General features: G+C 71.6%; 13 protein-coding genes. 3 read left to right on the top strand and 10 right to left on the bottom strand.

Annotated elements, in window-relative coordinates; genetic code table 11:
- Positions 1-188: 188 nt before the first annotated feature.
- The 3 genes from ACZ32T_RS04745 to ACZ32T_RS04735 all read left to right on the top strand — a co-directional run bounded on the left by ACZ32T_RS04745 (position 189) and on the right by ACZ32T_RS04735 (position 5,459).
- Positions 189-1,076, top strand: coding sequence for a LuxR C-terminal-related transcriptional regulator (locus ACZ32T_RS04745; protein WP_467262804.1), 888 nt, complete (start codon positions 189-191; stop codon positions 1,074-1,076).
- Between the two features lie 70 nt (positions 1,077-1,146).
- Positions 1,147-2,304, top strand: coding sequence for a serine hydrolase domain-containing protein (locus tag ACZ32T_RS04740; protein ID WP_467262803.1), 1,158 nt, complete (start codon positions 1,147-1,149; stop codon positions 2,302-2,304).
- An 86-nt stretch (positions 2,305-2,390) separates the two neighbouring features.
- Complete coding sequence (locus ACZ32T_RS04735; RefSeq protein WP_467365329.1) at positions 2,391-5,459, top strand: AfsR/SARP family transcriptional regulator; 3,069 nt, start codon at positions 2,391-2,393, stop codon at positions 5,457-5,459.
- A gap of 33 nt (positions 5,460-5,492) precedes the next feature.
- Here the strand turns inward: ACZ32T_RS04735 and ACZ32T_RS04730 are convergent, their stop codons facing one another.
- The 10 genes from ACZ32T_RS04730 to ACZ32T_RS04685 all read right to left on the bottom strand — a co-directional run bounded on the left by ACZ32T_RS04730 (position 5,493) and on the right by ACZ32T_RS04685 (position 16,317).
- Positions 5,493-5,681 carry a hypothetical protein gene (locus tag ACZ32T_RS04730; RefSeq protein ID WP_467262801.1) on the bottom strand — a complete coding sequence of 63 codons (189 nt, stop codon included), beginning with the start codon at positions 5,679-5,681 and terminating at the stop codon, positions 5,493-5,495.
- Positions 5,682-5,779: 98 nt separating this feature from the next.
- Positions 5,780-6,418, bottom strand: a complete 639-nt coding sequence (locus ACZ32T_RS04725; RefSeq protein ID WP_467365327.1) for a hypothetical protein — start codon at positions 6,416-6,418, stop codon at positions 5,780-5,782.
- Positions 6,418-7,683 (bottom strand): M20 metallopeptidase family protein, encoded by a 1,266-nt coding sequence (locus ACZ32T_RS04720; RefSeq protein WP_467262799.1) that lies wholly within the window; start codon positions 7,681-7,683, stop codon positions 6,418-6,420. The genes ACZ32T_RS04725 and ACZ32T_RS04720 overlap by 1 nt, the downstream gene beginning before the upstream one ends.
- On the bottom strand, positions 7,680-8,954 hold the full coding sequence (locus tag ACZ32T_RS04715; RefSeq protein ID WP_467365325.1) for an aminotransferase-like domain-containing protein: 1,275 nt from the start codon (positions 8,952-8,954) through the stop codon (positions 7,680-7,682). Before ACZ32T_RS04715 ends, ACZ32T_RS04720 begins: the two co-directional genes overlap by 4 nt.
- Before the next feature lie 71 nt (positions 8,955-9,025).
- Positions 9,026-10,285, bottom strand: a complete 1,260-nt coding sequence (locus ACZ32T_RS04710) for an MFS transporter (protein ID WP_467262797.1) — start codon at positions 10,283-10,285, stop codon at positions 9,026-9,028.
- On the bottom strand, positions 10,282-11,280 hold the full coding sequence (locus ACZ32T_RS04705; protein ID WP_467365323.1) for an NADP-dependent oxidoreductase: 999 nt from the start codon (positions 11,278-11,280) through the stop codon (positions 10,282-10,284). The genes ACZ32T_RS04710 and ACZ32T_RS04705 overlap by 4 nt, the downstream gene beginning before the upstream one ends.
- 60 nt (positions 11,281-11,340) lie before the next feature.
- A complete protein-coding gene (locus ACZ32T_RS04700; protein WP_467365321.1) occupies positions 11,341-13,275 on the bottom strand; it encodes a phenylacetate--CoA ligase family protein in 1,935 nt (644 codons plus the stop codon).
- On the bottom strand, positions 13,272-14,480 hold the full coding sequence (locus ACZ32T_RS04695) for an ATP-grasp domain-containing protein (protein WP_467262794.1): 1,209 nt from the start codon (positions 14,478-14,480) through the stop codon (positions 13,272-13,274). Before ACZ32T_RS04695 ends, ACZ32T_RS04700 begins: the two co-directional genes overlap by 4 nt.
- On the bottom strand, positions 14,477-15,436 hold the full coding sequence (locus ACZ32T_RS04690; protein WP_467262793.1) for a 3-oxoacyl-ACP synthase III family protein: 960 nt from the start codon (positions 15,434-15,436) through the stop codon (positions 14,477-14,479). The genes ACZ32T_RS04695 and ACZ32T_RS04690 overlap by 4 nt, the downstream gene beginning before the upstream one ends.
- Positions 15,424-16,317, bottom strand: a complete 894-nt coding sequence (locus ACZ32T_RS04685) for a TauD/TfdA dioxygenase family protein (RefSeq protein ID WP_467262792.1) — start codon at positions 16,315-16,317, stop codon at positions 15,424-15,426. The genes ACZ32T_RS04690 and ACZ32T_RS04685 overlap by 13 nt, the downstream gene beginning before the upstream one ends.
- Positions 16,318-16,319: the final 2 nt, after the last annotated feature.

The raw sequence follows: 16,319 nt of genomic DNA, 5'->3' as shown, positions 1-16,319 counted from the left end.
ATGGCAGCTTGCTGACACGCCTTGCGAAAGGGGGAGGGATGGGAACAGACACTACGGTGGACGAAGGCGGGGTGTCCGATGACATCCTGCGGACGGTGTATGAATATGCACTGCAAAGTGCAACGGAAGATGTATTTTCGGCCAACTCCGCGAGCAGGCACACCGGCGTGCCCCTTGCACATGTCAGCATGGCCGTTCGAGAACTTCACGACATGGGGCTGCTGCGCGGTGGCCGGGACGAAGGACTTCGGGCCGTCGCGCCGGAGGAGGCCGTGGCCTCCGTCGTAGGTCCCCTCGATCGTGAGATACGCACCCGTCGCGCGCTCGCGGAGGAGAGGCGGGCGTCGATCATGTCCTTCCTGCCGGTCTTCCAGTCGAGCCAGTACTCCCAGGAGAGGGAGAGCAAGTTCGAGGTCCTGGAAGAGCTCGCACAGGTCCGCACGGTCATCGCCGACCTGGCCGTACGGGCCCGCACCGAGATCCTCACGGCCCAGCCGGGCGGCCCCCGTGGCGAGGACACCCTCAAGGAGGCGGAGCCCCGCGACCGGGGAGTGCTGGACCGGGGCGTGCGGATGCGTATCCTCTACCAGCACACGGCCCGGTCCAGCCCGGCCACGGCCGCGTACATCGCCCATCTCTCGCAGCTGGGCGCGCACATACGGACCACCGACGACCACTTCAGCCGTCTTCTCGTCTTCGACGCGGAGACGGCGATCATCTCCCTGCCCAGGAACCCCCAGGGCGCGGTGGTGGTCCGCGAGCCGCACATGGTGGCCTTCATCGTGGAGACCTACGAGCGGCTGTGGCTGGCGGCCGAACGCTGTGCCCCGGCCGCCGGTGTCCGGAGCGAGGTCGCCGGCGACATCCGGCAGGCCATCGTCCGTCTCCTCGTCGAAGGGCTGACGGACGCCTCCATCGCCAACCGCCTGGGCATGTCCGTCCGTACGTGCCGGCGTCACATCGCCGATGTCATGGAGGAACTGGGCGCGCAGAGCCGCTTCCAGGCCGGCTACCTGCTGACCGCGGCGGCCGGCCGGACCGGTGAGATCCCTGCCTGGGAGGAATCGCACTCGTGACCGGTGGGGCCGGCACGGGGGCTGACATGTCCGGGCGCCGCCCGGGTGGGAACGAAGAAGGAGAGACGAGTTGACGACGGATCGCAGGACCGGCGAGGACGGACCGACGGTGCACGGAGAGGTGCGCGACGGGTTCGAAGGGGTACGTGACGCCTTCGCGCAGGTGGTACGGGAACAGCCGGAGCCCACGGGACAGCAGCTGGCGGTGTACCGGAACGGGGAGTGCCTGGTCGACCTGTGGGCCGGGCCGGAGACGCGGGGGTCCAGCCTCACGGGCGTGTTCTCGGTGAGCAAGGGGGCCGTCTACCTCGTCGTGGCGCTGCTCGTGCAGGACGGCGTCCTCGACCTGGACCGCCCCGTGGCCTCCTACTGGCCCGAGTTCGGCCAGGCCGGCAAGGACCGGATCACGCTGCGCCAGCTGCTCGCCCACCAGGCGGGGGTGGTCGGCGCCGACGAGGTGTTCACCGTCGAGGAGCTGGCCGACGACCGGGTGATGGCCGAACGGCTCGCGGCCCAGGCCCCCTTCTGGGAGCCCGGCACCGCTTTCGGCTACCACGGACTCGTCATAGGCGCCCTCACGGGTGAGGTCGTCCGCAGGGCCACCGGCCGCAGCCAGCAGGACTGGTGGGAGCAGCGGGTGCGCTCCCCGTACGGCCTCGACTTCTACCTGGGGCTGCCGAAGGAACTGGAACCCCGCTACCTGCCCGTGCTCCCCGCCGTGCCAGGGCCGGGAGAGACGGTGGAGGAGGAGAACCCGCTGCGGGACATCGCCTTCAGCACCGCGTACATGCCGGACCTGTCCGTCTTCCCGAACTTCCGGCTGACGAGGGCGCTCGGCCAGGGAGCGGCGGGCGGCGTCGCCTCCGCCCGGGGGATGGCCGGGGCCTACGCGGCGGCGATCGGTGTCCTGGACGACCGGCCGGCGCTGCTCTCCGCCGACACCGTGGAGGCGTTCACCCAGGTCCACTCGGAGGGCATCGACCGGGTGGGCGGCGGGGAGAACTGCTTCGCCCTGGGGTTCCACCCCCTCGGCCGGCGGTACCCGGTCCTCGGTCCGGACGCCTTCGGGCACGGAGGCGCGGCCGGCGCCCAGGCGTTCGCGAGCCCGCGCCTCGGGATCGGATACGGATACGGCCGGAGCAGGTTCGCGCTCGGGGACAGTGCGGAGAAGGAGAACATCCTGCTGATCGACGAGGTGGTCAGGGCGATAGACCGCACCGCCGCATAGGTCTTTCGTTTGGATCAGGCTGGAATCAGCGGCTCCGCGGCACTCACCGACAGTGCCGCGGAGCCGCTCACGGGGGGGACAAGGACATGGAAGAAGAAGGCGCGGAACCGGGTATGAAGGCCGGAGCACGAGGGCTGTGCTTCCGGATCCTCGGACCACTGGAGGCAGCCGCCGGCGGGGAGAGGCTCCAGCTGTCCGGCGTGGTGCAGGAACGGGTGCTGTCCATGCTGCTCCTGGAGCCCGGCCGGGTCGTGCCCATGCCCCGGCTCGTCGAGGCGGCCTGGGAGGAGGATCCGCCGGCGACCGCCTCCCACCAGGTCCGCAAGGCCGTCTCCGACCTGCGCCGTCGCCTCCCCGGCGACGGGGTCGTCGTCACCGACGGCAGCGGCTACCGCATCGTCGTGGCCCCGGGGCAGCTGGACCTGCTGGAGTTCGACGCCCGGATCCGGGCCGTCGAACGGGACCTGCGCGACGACCGGCGGCCGGAGGCCGTCGCCGGACTCGAGGCCGCGCTCGGGCTCTGGCGCGGGTCCGTCCTCTCCGGCCAGGGCGGCTCCGTCATCGAGGCGGCGGCCACCGCCCTGGAGGAACGCCGGCTGGTGGCCACGGAGGAGCTCTACGACCTGCGGCTGGCACTCGGCCTCAGCGGTGAACTCGTCGCCGGCCTGCGCACGCTGGTCTCCGCCCACCCGCTGCGCGAGCCCTTCCGCAGCCAGCTCATGCTCGCCCTCTACCGCACCGGGCGGAAGGCCGAGGCACTCAACGAGTACGGCCAGGTCCGTGAGTTCCTCGCGGAGGAGCTGGGTGTCGATCCGGGCCCGCCGCTGACCAAGCTCTACGAGGAGATCCTGTGCGACGAGCCCGGGCTGGTGCTGCCGAGCCGGAAGTCCGCGCCCGTCCCGGACGAACCCCCCGCCCCGCCCGTCCGGGTCTGCACCCTGCCCCAGCCGCTGGCCGACTTCACCGGCCGGGCCAGGGAACTCGCCGAACTCCTGAGCTGCGTCGACGCGGCCGACCGCCAGGACGGCTCCGACAGCCGGTCCGCCCGGGTCGTGGCCGTCGACGGAATGGGCGGATCCGGGAAGACCTCGCTCGCGGTGTGGGCCGCACACCGGCTCGCCGACCGGTTCCCCGACGGGCAGCTCCACGTGGACCTGCGCGGGTTCACCCCGGGCGAGCAGCCTCCGGTCCCGCCCGGCACCGCGCTGCACCACCTGCTGCGCTCGCTGGGTGTGGACGACGACCAGATCCCCAGCGACACGGAGGCCAGGGCCAACCTCTGGCGGGCCACGGTCGCCGGGCGACGGCTGCTGCTGCTCCTCGACAACGCCGCCCATGTGGACCAGGTGACCCCGCTGCTGGCCGCTTCCCCCGGCTGCCTGGTCCTGATCACGAGCCGCTCCCGCCTCCTGGACCTCGACGGGGTCAGCTGGGTCTCCGTCGGTCTGATGACGCCGCAGGACAGCGCCGCCCTGGTGGCGGCGACCCTGGGGGCGGACCGGGTCGAGGCCGAGCCGGAGTCGGCGGCGGAACTGGCCGAGCTCTGCGGCCACCTGCCGCTGGCCCTGCGCATCGCCACCGCCCGGCTGCGCAACCGTTCCTCGTGGACCGTGCGCTACCTGGCCGAACGGCTCCGCGACGAGACTCGCAGGCTCGACGAACTGCGCTCCCCGCAGCGCAGCGTCTCCGCGACGCTGCACCTGTCGTACATGGCGCTGGACGAGCCCCAGCGTGCGGCCTTCCGCACCCTCGGACTCCACCCGAGTACCGGCGTCGACGTCCACTCGGCTGCCGCCCTGCTGGGCACCGGACCCCATGACGCCGAGTCGACCCTGGAAGTCCTGCTGGACATGCGGCTGGTGCAGCAGCCGCAGGTGGGCATCTACACCTTGCACGACCTGGTACGCAGCTTCGCCCGCAGCCTCTGCGGCCCGGCGACGGCGCAGCAGGACGCGGCGGTGGTGGAACGGCTGCTCGGCTACTACCTCACGGCGACGGACGTGGCCTGCCAGATCCTCTTCCCGGGACGCGAGCAGCGCGGCACCGGCATTCCGGCGTACGACGGCAGCCTGCCGCCCTGCCAGGACGCCGAGTCCGCCCGTGCATGGTTCGACCGTGAGCACAGCGGACTGCTGGCCGCCGTCTCGCTGGCCGAGCTGCATGGCCTGCCCCGCCACACCGTCTGCCTCACCCGTAACCTCAGCTTCCATCTGAACGCCCGCGGGCAGTTCGACGACCTCTGGAACATCTGCCGGAGCGCACTGGTGGCCGCTCGCGGTCTGGACGATCCCCAACTGCTCTGCGTCACCCTGTCGAACGTCGGGGTGGCCTGCTGGAAGGTGGGCAGATTCGCCGACGGCCTGGAGGCCGCGCAGGAGGCCCGGGACGTCGCCGTGAGCCTCGGCGACCGGCACATCCAGGCCCACAGCGAATCGACCATCGGACTCCTCGCCTCGATGCTCGGCCGGTACGAGGAGGCGCTGACCCTCCTGAGCGAGGCCGTCACCCGCTCCGCGAAGCTGGGCGCCAGCCGCTCCGAGGCGGAGGGGCTGTCCACGCTCAGCACGCTGTACGAGAAGTGGGGCCGGTACACGGAGGCAGCCGACACGGCCCGGCGTGCCTTGGAGATCAGCCGGTCCATCGGTTACCACGGCAACCTGGTCATGTCGCTGACGGATCTGGCTTTCGCCCAGGTGGGGCTGGGACAGCTGGAGGAGGCGGACGAGAACCTGGCGCAGGCGCGGTTGCTGAGCGAACTGCGTACGGCGCCGGGGGATGTGGGACTGGTGCTCGCGCTGTCCGCGAAGGTGGCGTACATGCGGGGGAGGGCCGCCGACGCCGAGGGACTCGCTCTGCGTGCCCTGGAGCTGGTCCGTACGGGGGCGACGCCGGTACGGCTGGCGGAGGTGGAGAACATCGTCGGCCATCTGCGGTGCGCGCTGGGGGACCCCGAGGCTGCCCTGGTCCTTCACCGGCACGCCCGGAAGGCGGCCGTGGACATGGGCTTCTGCTCGGAGGAGGCGTCCGCGCTGGCCGGTATCGCCCGGGCGGAGGAAGCTCTCGGCGACCGGGAGGCGGCAGGAAGGCACCGGGCCGAGGCCGACCGCCTCTACGCCTTCATGGGTGTCCGCGATCCGCAGACCGTGTTCGCCTGAGCCCGGGGTCCTGCCCCCGGGGCGGGGCCCGGGTCAGGGGGCCGACGGGGGAGTCGCGGGACCGGCGTTGGTGGCGAGCACCACGGTCGTGGCGGCCGTACCGTCCTCGGTGAGTTCGTTGCCGGCGGCCACCATGAGCGCCGGTACCGTCAGGACCAGGGCGACGAGCGCGCCGGCGATGCGTGCGGTCCGGGCGGGGTTGCCGTTCAGGTTCTCGTTCATCTCGAACTCCTCGGAAGGTCTGTGGGACGTGGTGAGCGGCCCGGTTCCCCGTCCCGCTCCCGACAGATCCCAAGGTGCCCGGAGCCGTTCCCGGGCGGTTACCGCTTCGTTCCCGGCCCGAGGGAAGCGACCAGGACCGGGGTACCCGCGATCTCCACCGGGCTGGGACCGGTGGGCGTGAGCGCCACATCCGTCCGCATTCCTCCGGACTGATGCCCGATCAGGTCGAGCAGGCGGCGGACCGTTTCCCGTACGCCGGCCTGCTCCGACTCGCCCATGGGCTGCCGGGACTCCGGCCAGGTGATGTCCAGGAGGAGGTGCATTCCGCCCACGGACACCGTGTCGACCTGGCACACGGGCGCCGGGTCGTCACCGGCCGCGGCGGGCCCGGGCACCGGGCCCCGGCGGAGGATCTCCCTCAGTTCGGCACGGTCCGGAAGCCATGACCCCGTCTGCCCGGGACCGAGGGCGAGTCCCCGCAGGGCGTCGAGCACGGCGGGCTCGTCGGTGCCGCCGCTCACGACGAAGTCGATGCCGTGCCCGGCGTCCTCGCCCGCGGCCAGGTCCCGCAGGGTGCGGGCCGGGTCGTCGGTGGTCAGGGTCCGCTCCGGCGGTATCCCGCCGGGGGCCCCGGCGCCTGTGCGGCGCAGGGCCCAGGGCTCCAGCCCGGTGTCCGAGACGGCCCGGACCAGTCCGGCGTCGGGTGTCAGCAGCAGGACGCGGCAGGGCTTGTACATCAGATTCGCCTCGTTCGTGATCCGGCCTGGCCGGAGGGGTCGTGGGGTGCTGCCGGACCGGGGGCGTGCAGATGTCCGGCGGCCAGCGCCGCGTAGACGGCGGCACCGGAGGAGAGCACGGACTCGTCGAAGTCCGCGCGGGGGGAGTGGTTGTCGGGGGCGGTGAGGGGGTCGGCCCCGGGTGTGGTGGCGCCGAGGAACACCATGGCCCCGGGCACCTCGCCGACGACCCGGGAGAAGTCCTCGGAGCCGGTCATCGGCCGGGGCAGTGTCTCGTAGCCGTCCGCCCCGAACAGTTCGCCGACGGTACGGGTCACGGTGTCCACCGCGGCCTCGTCGTTGACGGTCACGGGGTAGAGGGGCTGCCACCGCACGTCGGCCTCCACCCCGTGTGCCGCGGCCACCCCGTGGCAGACCTCGGCCAGGGCCTGTTCGGCGCGGGCCCGGGCCTGGGGGGAGAAGGTGCGGACCGTGGTCTCGAAGACGGCGGTGTCCGGGATGATGTTGTTCTGCGTCCCGGCGTGGAAGGAACCCGTCGTCACCACGACCGGGTCGAAGACGTCGAACGCCCGGGTGACCCGGGTCTGCAGGGCGACGACCATCTCGCAGGCCACCGGCACGGGGTCCTTCGCCGAGTGCGGCGTCGCCCCGTGACCGCCCGTGCCGCGGACCGTGACGGTCAGGTTGTCGACCGCCGCCATGGTCGGCCCGCCGCGGGCACTGAATCTCCCCGACGGCCGCCCGGAGGCCGTGACATGCAGCGCGTAGGCGGCTGCCGGCCGGTTCCCCGACGCGTCCAGGACACCTTCGTCGAGCATGTGGCGTGCCCCGTCGTAGCCCTCCTCGCCGGGCTGGAACATCAGGACGACGTCGCCGGCCAGCCGGTCCCGGTGGTGGGCGAGCAGCCGGGCGGCGCCGGCCAGCATCGCGGTGTGCAGATCGTGTCCGCACGCGTGCATGGCACCGTTGCCCGAGGCGAAGTCCAGCCCGGTGAGCTCGGTCACCGGCAGGGCGTCCATGTCGCCGCGGAGGAGCACCGTCGGGCCGGGCCGGGCTCCCCGCAGTACCGCGGTCACCGAACTGAGCCGCCGCCCGGTGGTGATCTCCAGCCCCAGCCCGTCCAGGGCGTTCAGCACGGCCTCCTGGGTGTGCGGCAGGTCCAGGCCCACCTCGGGCCGGGCGTGCAGGGTGCGCCGCAGCCGGACCAGGTCGTCCTGGAGGCTCCGCGCGTCGTCCAGCAGACCGTCGGTCGGGCGGCCGCTCATCGGGCCACCGCTTCCCGCAGCTGGTGCGTGCCGGCCCCGGCCACCTCGTCGCGAATCACGTCCGACAGCCTCCGCACGCCCTCCCGGACGGCACTCGTCGTCGGGTAGGAGTAGGAGAGCCGGAGGTTCCGCGCGCCGCCCCGGGTGTGGAATCCGGAACCCGGCACGTAGGCCACCCCGCCCTCGATCGCACGCGGCATCATCGCGCGTGCGTCCAGCCGGCCCGGCAGGGTCATCCAGACGAAGAACCCTCCCTCGGGCACCGTCCAGGACACACCGTCCGGCATGGTGACGGCCAGTTCGTCGAGCATGGCGTCACGGCGTCCGCGGTACAGGCTCCGGGCGGCGTCCAGATGGCCCTGCCAGGACCATTCGCCAAGGAACCGGCTCACCGCCCGCTGGGCCAGTGCCGAGTGGGAGAGCATCGCGCTCTCCGCCGCGAGCACCAGCGTGTCGGTGAGGGCGCGCGGGGCGCGGACCCAGCCCACGCGCAAGCCGGGAGCGAGGGTCTTGGAGAACGAGCCCAGATAGACCACCCCGTCCGGGGCGTCGGCGCACAGAGCCCGGTGCGGCTGCTCCCCGAAGTGCAGCAGCCCGTAGGGGTTGTCCTCGACGACCAGGACACCGGCCCGCCGGCAGATCTCCAGGACCTCCCTCCTGCGGTCGGCGCCGAGCACCCGGCCGGTGGGGTTGTGGAAGGTCGGCACCGTGTAGAAGAACTTCGCCGGGCGCCCCTCGGCCGCGCAGAGGGCGAAGGCGTCGGCCAGCGCCTGGGGCACCACACCGTCCTGGTCCATGGCGACCTCGACCACCCGTGCCTGGCCCGCCGCGAAGGTGCTCAGCGCGGTGACGTACGTGGGGCCCTCCGTCACCACCGTGTCGCCCGGGTCCACGAGGACCCGGGTCACCAGATCGAGCGCCTGCTGCGATCCGACCGTGACCATGACCTCGTCCGGGGTCGCCGCGACGCCCTCGGCCGCCATGACCTCGCAGATACGCTCGCGCAGCACCGGGTCCCCCTGCGCGGAGCCGTACTGGAGCGCACCCGGCCCGTCGGTGCCGAGCACGTCCCCGAGGACCGTGCGCAGCGCCTGGGCCGGCAGCGCTTCGGGACTGGGCATCCCCCCGGCCAGCGAGACGACGTCCTCCCGGGCGGCCATGGAGAACAGGGCCCTGGTCTCCGAGGGCACCATGCGGCGGGCCCGCTCGGCGAGGAGCAGCGGTGGGGCCGTGACCGTGTCCAGGGGCGGGACCGGCTGGAACGAGAGCATGGTGTCTCCAGAAGGCGTGGCGTGGCGGATGACGTGGAGGGGTGGTGCGAGCGGTGCGGGCTCCGGGCGGCTCAGGCGGGTGTCAGCTCCGGCTGCGTCCCGGCCTCGTCCTTCGCCACGCCGGCGGCGCGGGGGACGAAGCGGAACGCGGCCCAGAAACCGCAGGCCGCGAAGGGCACGAGCAGGGCGGCGAGGGTGAGGAAGGCGGCGGTGAGCGACTGCCGGGCGGCGACACCCAGCACCGGCATCAGAGCGGCGGTTCCCCCGCCGATCGCCAGCAGCCGCAAGGAGGCCATCTTCGCCTTGTCCAGGGGGCCGGCCTGCTGCTGAAGAAGCGTCAGGAGGAGCGTGATGGCGTTCAGGTTGGCGAAGCCGGCCAGGAAGAACCCGGCGTAGTGCAGGGCGGGCGTGGTGGTGAAGGCCAGCGCCACCGCGATCACCGCCTGGAGCGACACCCAGAGCGGGAGCAGTGCCAGACGCACGGTGTGCCGGGTGAAGAAGGTCGCCGCGATCATCCCTGCTCCCAGGGTGCCCTCCAGCGCCGAGATGGCCCACGGCTGCCCGCCGTGCCAGGCGTCGACGAGGGGCACCACCAGGGTGGACAGGCTGTAGGAGTACACGAAGTCGCCCGCGCACATCAGGACCATCCCGAAGACCACGGCCTCGTGGCGGTGCCGGCGGAAGAGGCCCGCCCAGTCGCGGAGCAGGTCGGGCAGCGCCGAGCGCAGGGTGCTGTCCCGGAGCCGTCCCGCCGACTCCTGGCGTGGGGCACGCAGCCTCGACACCACCGTTGCCGCGACCAGCGAGACCGCCACGTCGACCAGCAGGGCCTGGGTGGCCGTACCGATCATCAGGACCAGGCCGAGCGCCGCCATCCCGATCAGGCTGCCCGCCTGGATCGCGATGCCGATCAGGCTGTTGAAGGCCACGGCACGTCCGCCCGCGATGTGGTGCGCGGTGAACTTGAAGAACGCCGTGCGCTGGACGTTGTCGAAGACCGCCAGGAACACGGCGGCCGTGCCGACCACGGTGACGACACTCCCCTCGCCCGTGGAAAGGGCGACCACGATGACGCCCACGGTCAGAGCCCTCAGCAGGCTGCACAGCACGTAGACGGTCCTGGAGTCGAAGGCGTCGACCACCGGCCCGGAGAAGGGGAGGACCGCCACCGCCCCCAGCCCCTGGAGGGCGAAGATCATGGCGAACGCCTGGGCGTCCCCGGTGTGGTGGAACAGCGTCTGCCCGAGTGCCAGGGTGTACAGGCCCATACCGATGCTCGACACGAGCATCGAGCCGAGCATGGTGCGCGCCGTGGTGTCCCGCAGGATCATGACCCCACCACCCGGACCGTCGCCTTGCCGGTGTTGCCGCCGGCCAGCATCCCGAGGAAGGCGTCGACGATCCGGTCGAAGCCCTCGGTCACCGTGTGCCGGTCCGTGACCGTGCCGGAGGCGAGCGCGGGCAGCAGCATCTGCTCCAACTCATCCTGCTTGTCACGGTGGTTGCGTACGAGGAAGCCTTCCAGCCGGACGCTCTTCTCCACCAGGTCGAAGAGATTGCGCGGAGCGGGGGGCGGCTCGGCGGCGTCGTACTGGGAGATCGCGCCGCACCAGGCGATCCGCCCGAACTCACGCATCGCCCCGATCGCGGCCTCCAGGTGCTCCCCGCCCACGTTGTCGACGTACACGTCGATCCCGTCGGGCGCCGCCTTCGCCAGCTGTTCGGCGAGCCGGCCCTCGCGGTGGTCGAACGCCGCGTCGAAGCCCAGTTCCCCGGTGAGGAGGCGGACCTTCGCCGGGGAGCCGGCGCTGCCGACGACCCTGCCGGCGCCCATCAGCCGCGCCAGCTGCCCCGCCGCACTGCCCACGCCGCCCGCCGCGGCGGAGATGTAGACCGTCTCCCCGGGGGCGAGCCGGGCGATGCGGCTGAGCGCCACGTAGGCGGTGAGGCCGGTGCCGCCGAGGATGCCGAGGTAGGTCTCGGGCGGCACTCCGGGGGTCTGCGGCAGGACGCGTACGTCCTCGGGGCGCACCACGGCGTGGGTGCGCCAGCCCTGGCGGTGGAAGACCAGGTCGCCCTCTTCCAGTCCGGGGGTGCGGGAGTCGGTGACCCGGCCTATGGAGCGGCCCTCCAGCGGGGCCGACAGGTCCCACCCGGCGTCCATGTTCTCCCGCATGTACGGGTCCACGGAGAGGAGCTCGTTCTCGACGAGCGCGGTGCCGCGCTGCGGTACGGGCACCGGCTCCTCGGTGAAGACGAACTCGGCACCGGTCGGCCGGCCACGGGGGCGGCTGACCTGCTGAACGGATCGGGCGGTCTGAGACATCGGGAGAGCTCCAGAACTGTGCGGGGAAGGACGGACGGAGGGGGGGGAGATACGGAGGCGTCAGCTGAGCCGGCGGTCGATCACGGTCCGGATCTTTCCGCTGACCGGGTTCCGCTCCAGTCCGCCCTCCGGGTGGCATTCGACCACCAGCTCGAACAGCCGCAGCCCGTCGTCGTAGAGGTGATCACCGCTCAGCGCCGGGAAGGCGCCGGCGAGGAAGGACTTCAGCGCCTGCGGGTCCAGCTCCTCACGCGACTCGGTGCGCAGCACCAGCGTCTCGGTGCCCTCCCTGGTGGTCAGCTCCGCCTGGAGCTGGGACACCTGGAACTCCTCCAGGGCGGTGGCGATCTCGCCGTAGTGCACGGTCGCCGACTTGAACTTCAGCAGGCCGTCGCTGCGTCCGAGGTACTCCAGCACCCGCCCGGAGACCCCGCAGTCGCAGTCGCGTTCGGTCACCCGGCCCATGTCGCCGATGCGGTAGCGGATCAGCGGTCCCTCGAACTTCTGCATCGCGGTGATCAGCAGGTGTCCGGTCTCGCCGTCGGGCAGGGGGGAGCCGTCCTCGTCGACGACCTCGACGAGGTTGTAGTCGTCGTTGACGTGGTGCAGCGTGCCGCCGAGCCCCTCGCACTGGTAGCCGATCTGGGCACCGTCGTTGGCCGCCAGGATGCTCGTGATCGACCGGGTGCCGAGCTCCTCCCGCAACCACGTCTTGTCGGACTCGGTCATCGGGGTGCCGCCGTAGACGACCTTCTCCAGACGCAGACCGGGATCCTTCCGCCTGGCCTCCCGGAGCAGGGGCAGCACCACGGCGGGCTGGCCCAGCAGGACGTTCACCGAGAAGTCGCGGACCAGCATCAGCATCAGGTCGGCGGTGACCTGCTGGCCGGCGGAAAAGGCCTCCACCGGCATCCGGGTCAGCTCGCTGGACGTCGTCAGCAGTCCGCCGTACAGACCCCCGCCGACCAGCGCGTTGAGGACCCGGTCCCCGGGGTGGATCCCCAGCGCCCGCAGGAGCGGGATCGCCTCGCGGACCATGTTCTCCCAGTCGGTCCGCGAGTACACGATGTACCGCGGCTCCCCGCTGGACGCCCCGCTGCGGAGCACCTCGCCGCTGGGGCGGGCACCGCTGGACATGCCGGTGGCGCGGGGCAGGGACCCGGCCTCCAGGGCCGCCTTCTCCAGGACGGGCAGGGAGGCCAGACCGGATACGCCGTCGACCCGCGGCAGGTCCCGGTAGTGGGTCGTGCGCCGGGCCATTCCGATCAGATAGCGGACCCTGGCGTCCATACGCGACGCCCGGCCGGGGTCGGCGCGGCGCGCGGCGTCCAGCGAGGTGCCGGCCAGATAGACGGAGGTGAACAGCTCCCGGAACCACGGTGACCGGCAGTCGATGTCGGCCACGGGCGCCTGCGGGCCGTCCTGACCGGCCGTCACCCTGACCCGCACCGACGGGACCCCGGGACGCCCGGATCCCGCGTACAGCTCACCCGAGGCGGACACCGCTTCCTCGCTGAGCACCACCAGGTCGGGGACCACGACGACGGTTCCCTCCACCTCGGCCCCGGCCGCCGCCACCTCGGCCGCGGGCAGCGGGAACCCCGGCTCGCGGAGCGCCTCGGTCACCGTGGTCCACAGGGCGGGCCGGGAGGTACGGACGAGAACGTCGTTGCCCACCGCCCAGGCCAGGAGCAGCCCCCGCAGCGTGTTTCCCGCCCTGTCGTCGTCGAGGACGACACGGCCCACCGGTGCCTGCTCCCAGACGTCGCCGGTGTCGGTGAGCGGACGCCAGGGGAACTGGCTCAGACCACCGAGCGCCTCGTCGAGGGCGTGGGCCAGGGCGTCCGCGTCCAGCAGGCCGCCGACTTCGAGGAGGTCGGCCTCCTTGAGGGCTCCGGCCACCGGCGACGACGCGTCGTCGGCCAGTGCCCGCTGGACGTGCTGCACGGCCAGCAGGAGATCGGTCGGATAGTGGCGGACCGGGTGGCGGCTCATGCGGCGCTCCCCACGAAGGCCGGCTCACGGGTCCGGGAGACGACGGTGATGCTGTCCGCGCACTCCCGCAGAAACCGGCCCAGTTCCGCGGCGTCGGTGTGCGAGGCCTCGATGAACACGGGGCACTCCCATTCCTGGTAGGTGATGTGCGCGGTCAGCGGACGGTCGGCGGGCAGCACGTACAGCTGGTCCACGCAGGGGTGGCGGGCCAGCCCAGGGGGCAGTGTGACCTCGGCGGTACCACCGGGGAGGTGGTGGCCCGGGAAGGCCAGCCAGCCGTGGTAGCGGCCGCTGGGCTCGTCCGACGGCGGGCGTTCCAGACCGAGGCGCACCGCGATCTCGTGGGACGGCAGATGGACACCGGTCCGGCGTTCGTGCGCGGTGACCACACCCGCCCCGCCGACCCGGTTGGCGACCTCGAGGAAGACCAGTTCGTCGTCGGCCGTGTGGAACGCCTCCAGGTGGACACAGCCCTCCTCGATACCGAGGGCGATGGACACCTCCTGTGCCAGGCCGCGGTGCGCGTCCGTCAGCGGGATCTGGTGCGAGCCGAGCGGCAGACCGTCGGCGAACTCCACCGGCTTGTTGACGTACCGGCTGGTCGCCAGCTCCACGAACCTGCCGTCCTGCATCAGCCCGTCGATGTGCAGGATGTCGCCCTCGATGTGCTCCTCGATCTGGTAGTTCTCCGGGTCGGCCAGCTTCCGGTAGGCGCAGAGCGCCTCACGGGCGGTCTCCAGGACCATGACCCCGTCGCTGGACGCCCCGTTGCGTGGTTTGAGCACGGTCTTCCCGCTCCAGGGCAGCGGTCCGCACGGGGGAGGCGCGCTGACGAAACGCGGGTGGCGGATTCCTGATCCCGCCAACGCCTCCTTCATCCGGACCTTGTCCCGGACGAGTTCGATACGGCTCTCCGACGGGCCGGGGAGCCCCAGGTGGCGGCGGACGCGTACCGCTTCCAGAATTCCGAACTCCGAGAGGGACAAAACCTTTTCGTAGCCGTCGGACGGCGTCACCCGGGCCGTCACCCCGGCCACCAGGTCTTCGTCCTCACCCATCGGGATCCGCGAGCAGCGGAGGTCACCGGGGATCTGCCGCAGTGACGCCGGCCGACCGATGTAGGTCACCTCGTGCTGGTCGTGGTCGACACCGCGGTGGTAGGAGATCTTGCGGTAGGGCACTTGATGGATCACGAGAATCTTCATCCGGAGTACTCCAAGGCTGTGACGCCCCAGCTGAATCCCATGGCACTGGTGGCCAGCAGGATCAGGTCCCCCTCACGGAGCTTCTTCTCCTCCATGAGGCCGTCGAGGGCGATCAGGGTGTCGGCTCCGCCCATGTGACCGAGCCGTCCGTAGTTGAAAACGCTGCGCTCAGCGGGGATGCCGAGCGTCGTCAGCAGACGTTCGTGCATCCCCTTGTCGCCTTGATTGATCAGGAACCACGCGACGTCACCGATGGTCCGGCCGGTCACCGTCAGGGTCTCGTCGACCAGGCGGGTGAAGTTGTCCACGTAGGCGGAGGCGAGGCCCCGGCGGTGCGCGCCCCGCCGGATGACGACCCGGCCGTCGCGCCACTCGCCCTGGTAGTAGTCGGCCCATCCGGGGTCGGTGCGCATCGCCGAGTGGAGGACCCGGAAAAGAGGGTCGTCATCCGCCAGCAGCACCGCCGCGCCCGCATCACCGAAATTGAAGAGCGCCTTGGAATCCGGGTCACCGTAGTCCACCATCCTGCTCAGCCGGTCCCCGAGGAGAACCAGCGTGTACGTGCCGGGCCTCTTGCCGGTGGACTCGGCCGCCAGCCGGATCGCCGTCAGGCCCGCGTTGCAGAAGTTCGTGAGCTCGTAGCAGTGGGCGTTCGTGATGCCGAGTTCGTCGGCCACCTTGGCGGCCGGCGACCAGAACGGGATGTCCCACTCGCCGGAGCCCGTGTAGATCACCTCGTGTACGGCCGAGCGTTCCGTCCCCAGCCGGTCCAGCAGCCGGGACGCGGCCCGGACCGCCAGCCCCGACGCCGTCTCCCCGTCCGCGAGGACCGGGAACGACTCGGTGTGGGTGATGGCGGCCAGGTCCGCGACGGACACCCCGGAGACTTGGTGCATGTCCCGGATGTCGGCCGTCGCGGACGGGAAGCACACGTCGAAGTCGACTATGCCGCCCACGGGTCCCTCGCCTCGATGCTCACGCGGTGCACGGTGCGGTCGACGCCCGGCTCGACCGCGGTGGCCGCGTGGTACGTCAGCTCGCACTTCCAGATCACCAGGTCCCGCGGGGTCCACCGGTGCTCGTAGACGTGCGCCGGGTCCTGGATCAGCCGGTCCAGGAGGGCGAAGAACTCCTCGTTCTCGTTCGCGTCGAAGCCGATCACCCGCTCCATGTACTCCGGCGCCCCGTACACGTACCGGCGGCCGGTCGTGGGGTCGGTCTTCACCAGCGGGTGCTGGACCGGCGGGTACTCCACCTCCACGAGCGCCTTGAACTCCGCGATGGACAGGCCCGCGTGCTTCTCGGAGATGCGCTGGCGCTTGGAGACGGTGTGGACCGCCGTGCGCCCCTCGATCCTCTCCTTCCACTCCTGGGGCAGGCGGTCGTAGACGTCGGCCGCGTTGGCGTAGAGGGTGTGGCCGCTGGTGCCGGGGACGTCGATGCCGTGCAGCATCGTGTAGGGCGGCGCACCCTTCTGGTAGGAGGAGTCCTGGTGCCAGAAGTTGCCGACCCGGGCGACACCGATCGCCATGTTGTTCTTCTTGGCGTTGGAGGAGATCATGATCTCCTCGTGTTCCGGGTGGCGGTACTTGGCCATCAGGAAGGGCTTCGGCCGGCCGATACGGCTCGCCAGCTCGATCTGCTGCTCCGAGGTGATGTCCAGGGAGCGGATGACGACCAGCTCCCGCTCGTGCAGCAGCGTGCTCACCTTGTCCCAGAGCCCGGAGTCCTGGAGATCCTCGTAGGTGACCCCGGTCAGTTCGGCGCCGATGAACGGCGTGAGGTCGTTGATCCGGATGCCGGTGGCGGCGTCGGTCTCGGGCACGGTCATGGTCATGG

Source organism: Streptomyces sp. NPDC023573 (genome assembly GCF_055559735.1).
Note: the sequence above shows the minus strand (reverse complement) of the source record. Positions and strands in the feature narration are given on the sequence as shown.

Coding starts and splice junctions, on each gene's coding strand:
- ACZ32T_RS04695 (WP_467262794.1), bottom strand. CDS start 14,480: ATGAAGATTCTCGTGATCCATCAAGTGCCCTACCGCAAGATCTCCTAC.
- ACZ32T_RS04700 (WP_467365321.1), bottom strand. CDS start 13,275: ATGAGCCGCCACCCGGTCCGCCACTATCCGACCGATCTCCTGCTGGCC.
- ACZ32T_RS04705 (WP_467365323.1), bottom strand. CDS start 11,280: ATGTCTCAGACCGCCCGATCCGTTCAGCAGGTCAGCCGCCCCCGTGGC.
- ACZ32T_RS04735 (WP_467365329.1), top strand. CDS start 2,391: ATGGAAGAAGAAGGCGCGGAACCGGGTATGAAGGCCGGAGCACGAGGG.
- ACZ32T_RS04685 (WP_467262792.1), bottom strand. CDS start 16,317: ATGACCATGACCGTGCCCGAGACCGACGCCGCCACCGGCATCCGGATC.
- ACZ32T_RS04710 (WP_467262797.1), bottom strand. CDS start 10,285: ATGATCCTGCGGGACACCACGGCGCGCACCATGCTCGGCTCGATGCTC.
- ACZ32T_RS04715 (WP_467365325.1), bottom strand. CDS start 8,954: ATGCTCTCGTTCCAGCCGGTCCCGCCCCTGGACACGGTCACGGCCCCA.
- ACZ32T_RS04745 (WP_467262804.1), top strand. CDS start 189: ATGGCCGTTCGAGAACTTCACGACATGGGGCTGCTGCGCGGTGGCCGG.
- ACZ32T_RS04720 (WP_467262799.1), bottom strand. CDS start 7,683: ATGAGCGGCCGCCCGACCGACGGTCTGCTGGACGACGCGCGGAGCCTC.
- ACZ32T_RS04730 (WP_467262801.1), bottom strand. CDS start 5,681: ATGAACGAGAACCTGAACGGCAACCCCGCCCGGACCGCACGCATCGCC.
- ACZ32T_RS04725 (WP_467365327.1), bottom strand. CDS start 6,418: ATGTACAAGCCCTGCCGCGTCCTGCTGCTGACACCCGACGCCGGACTG.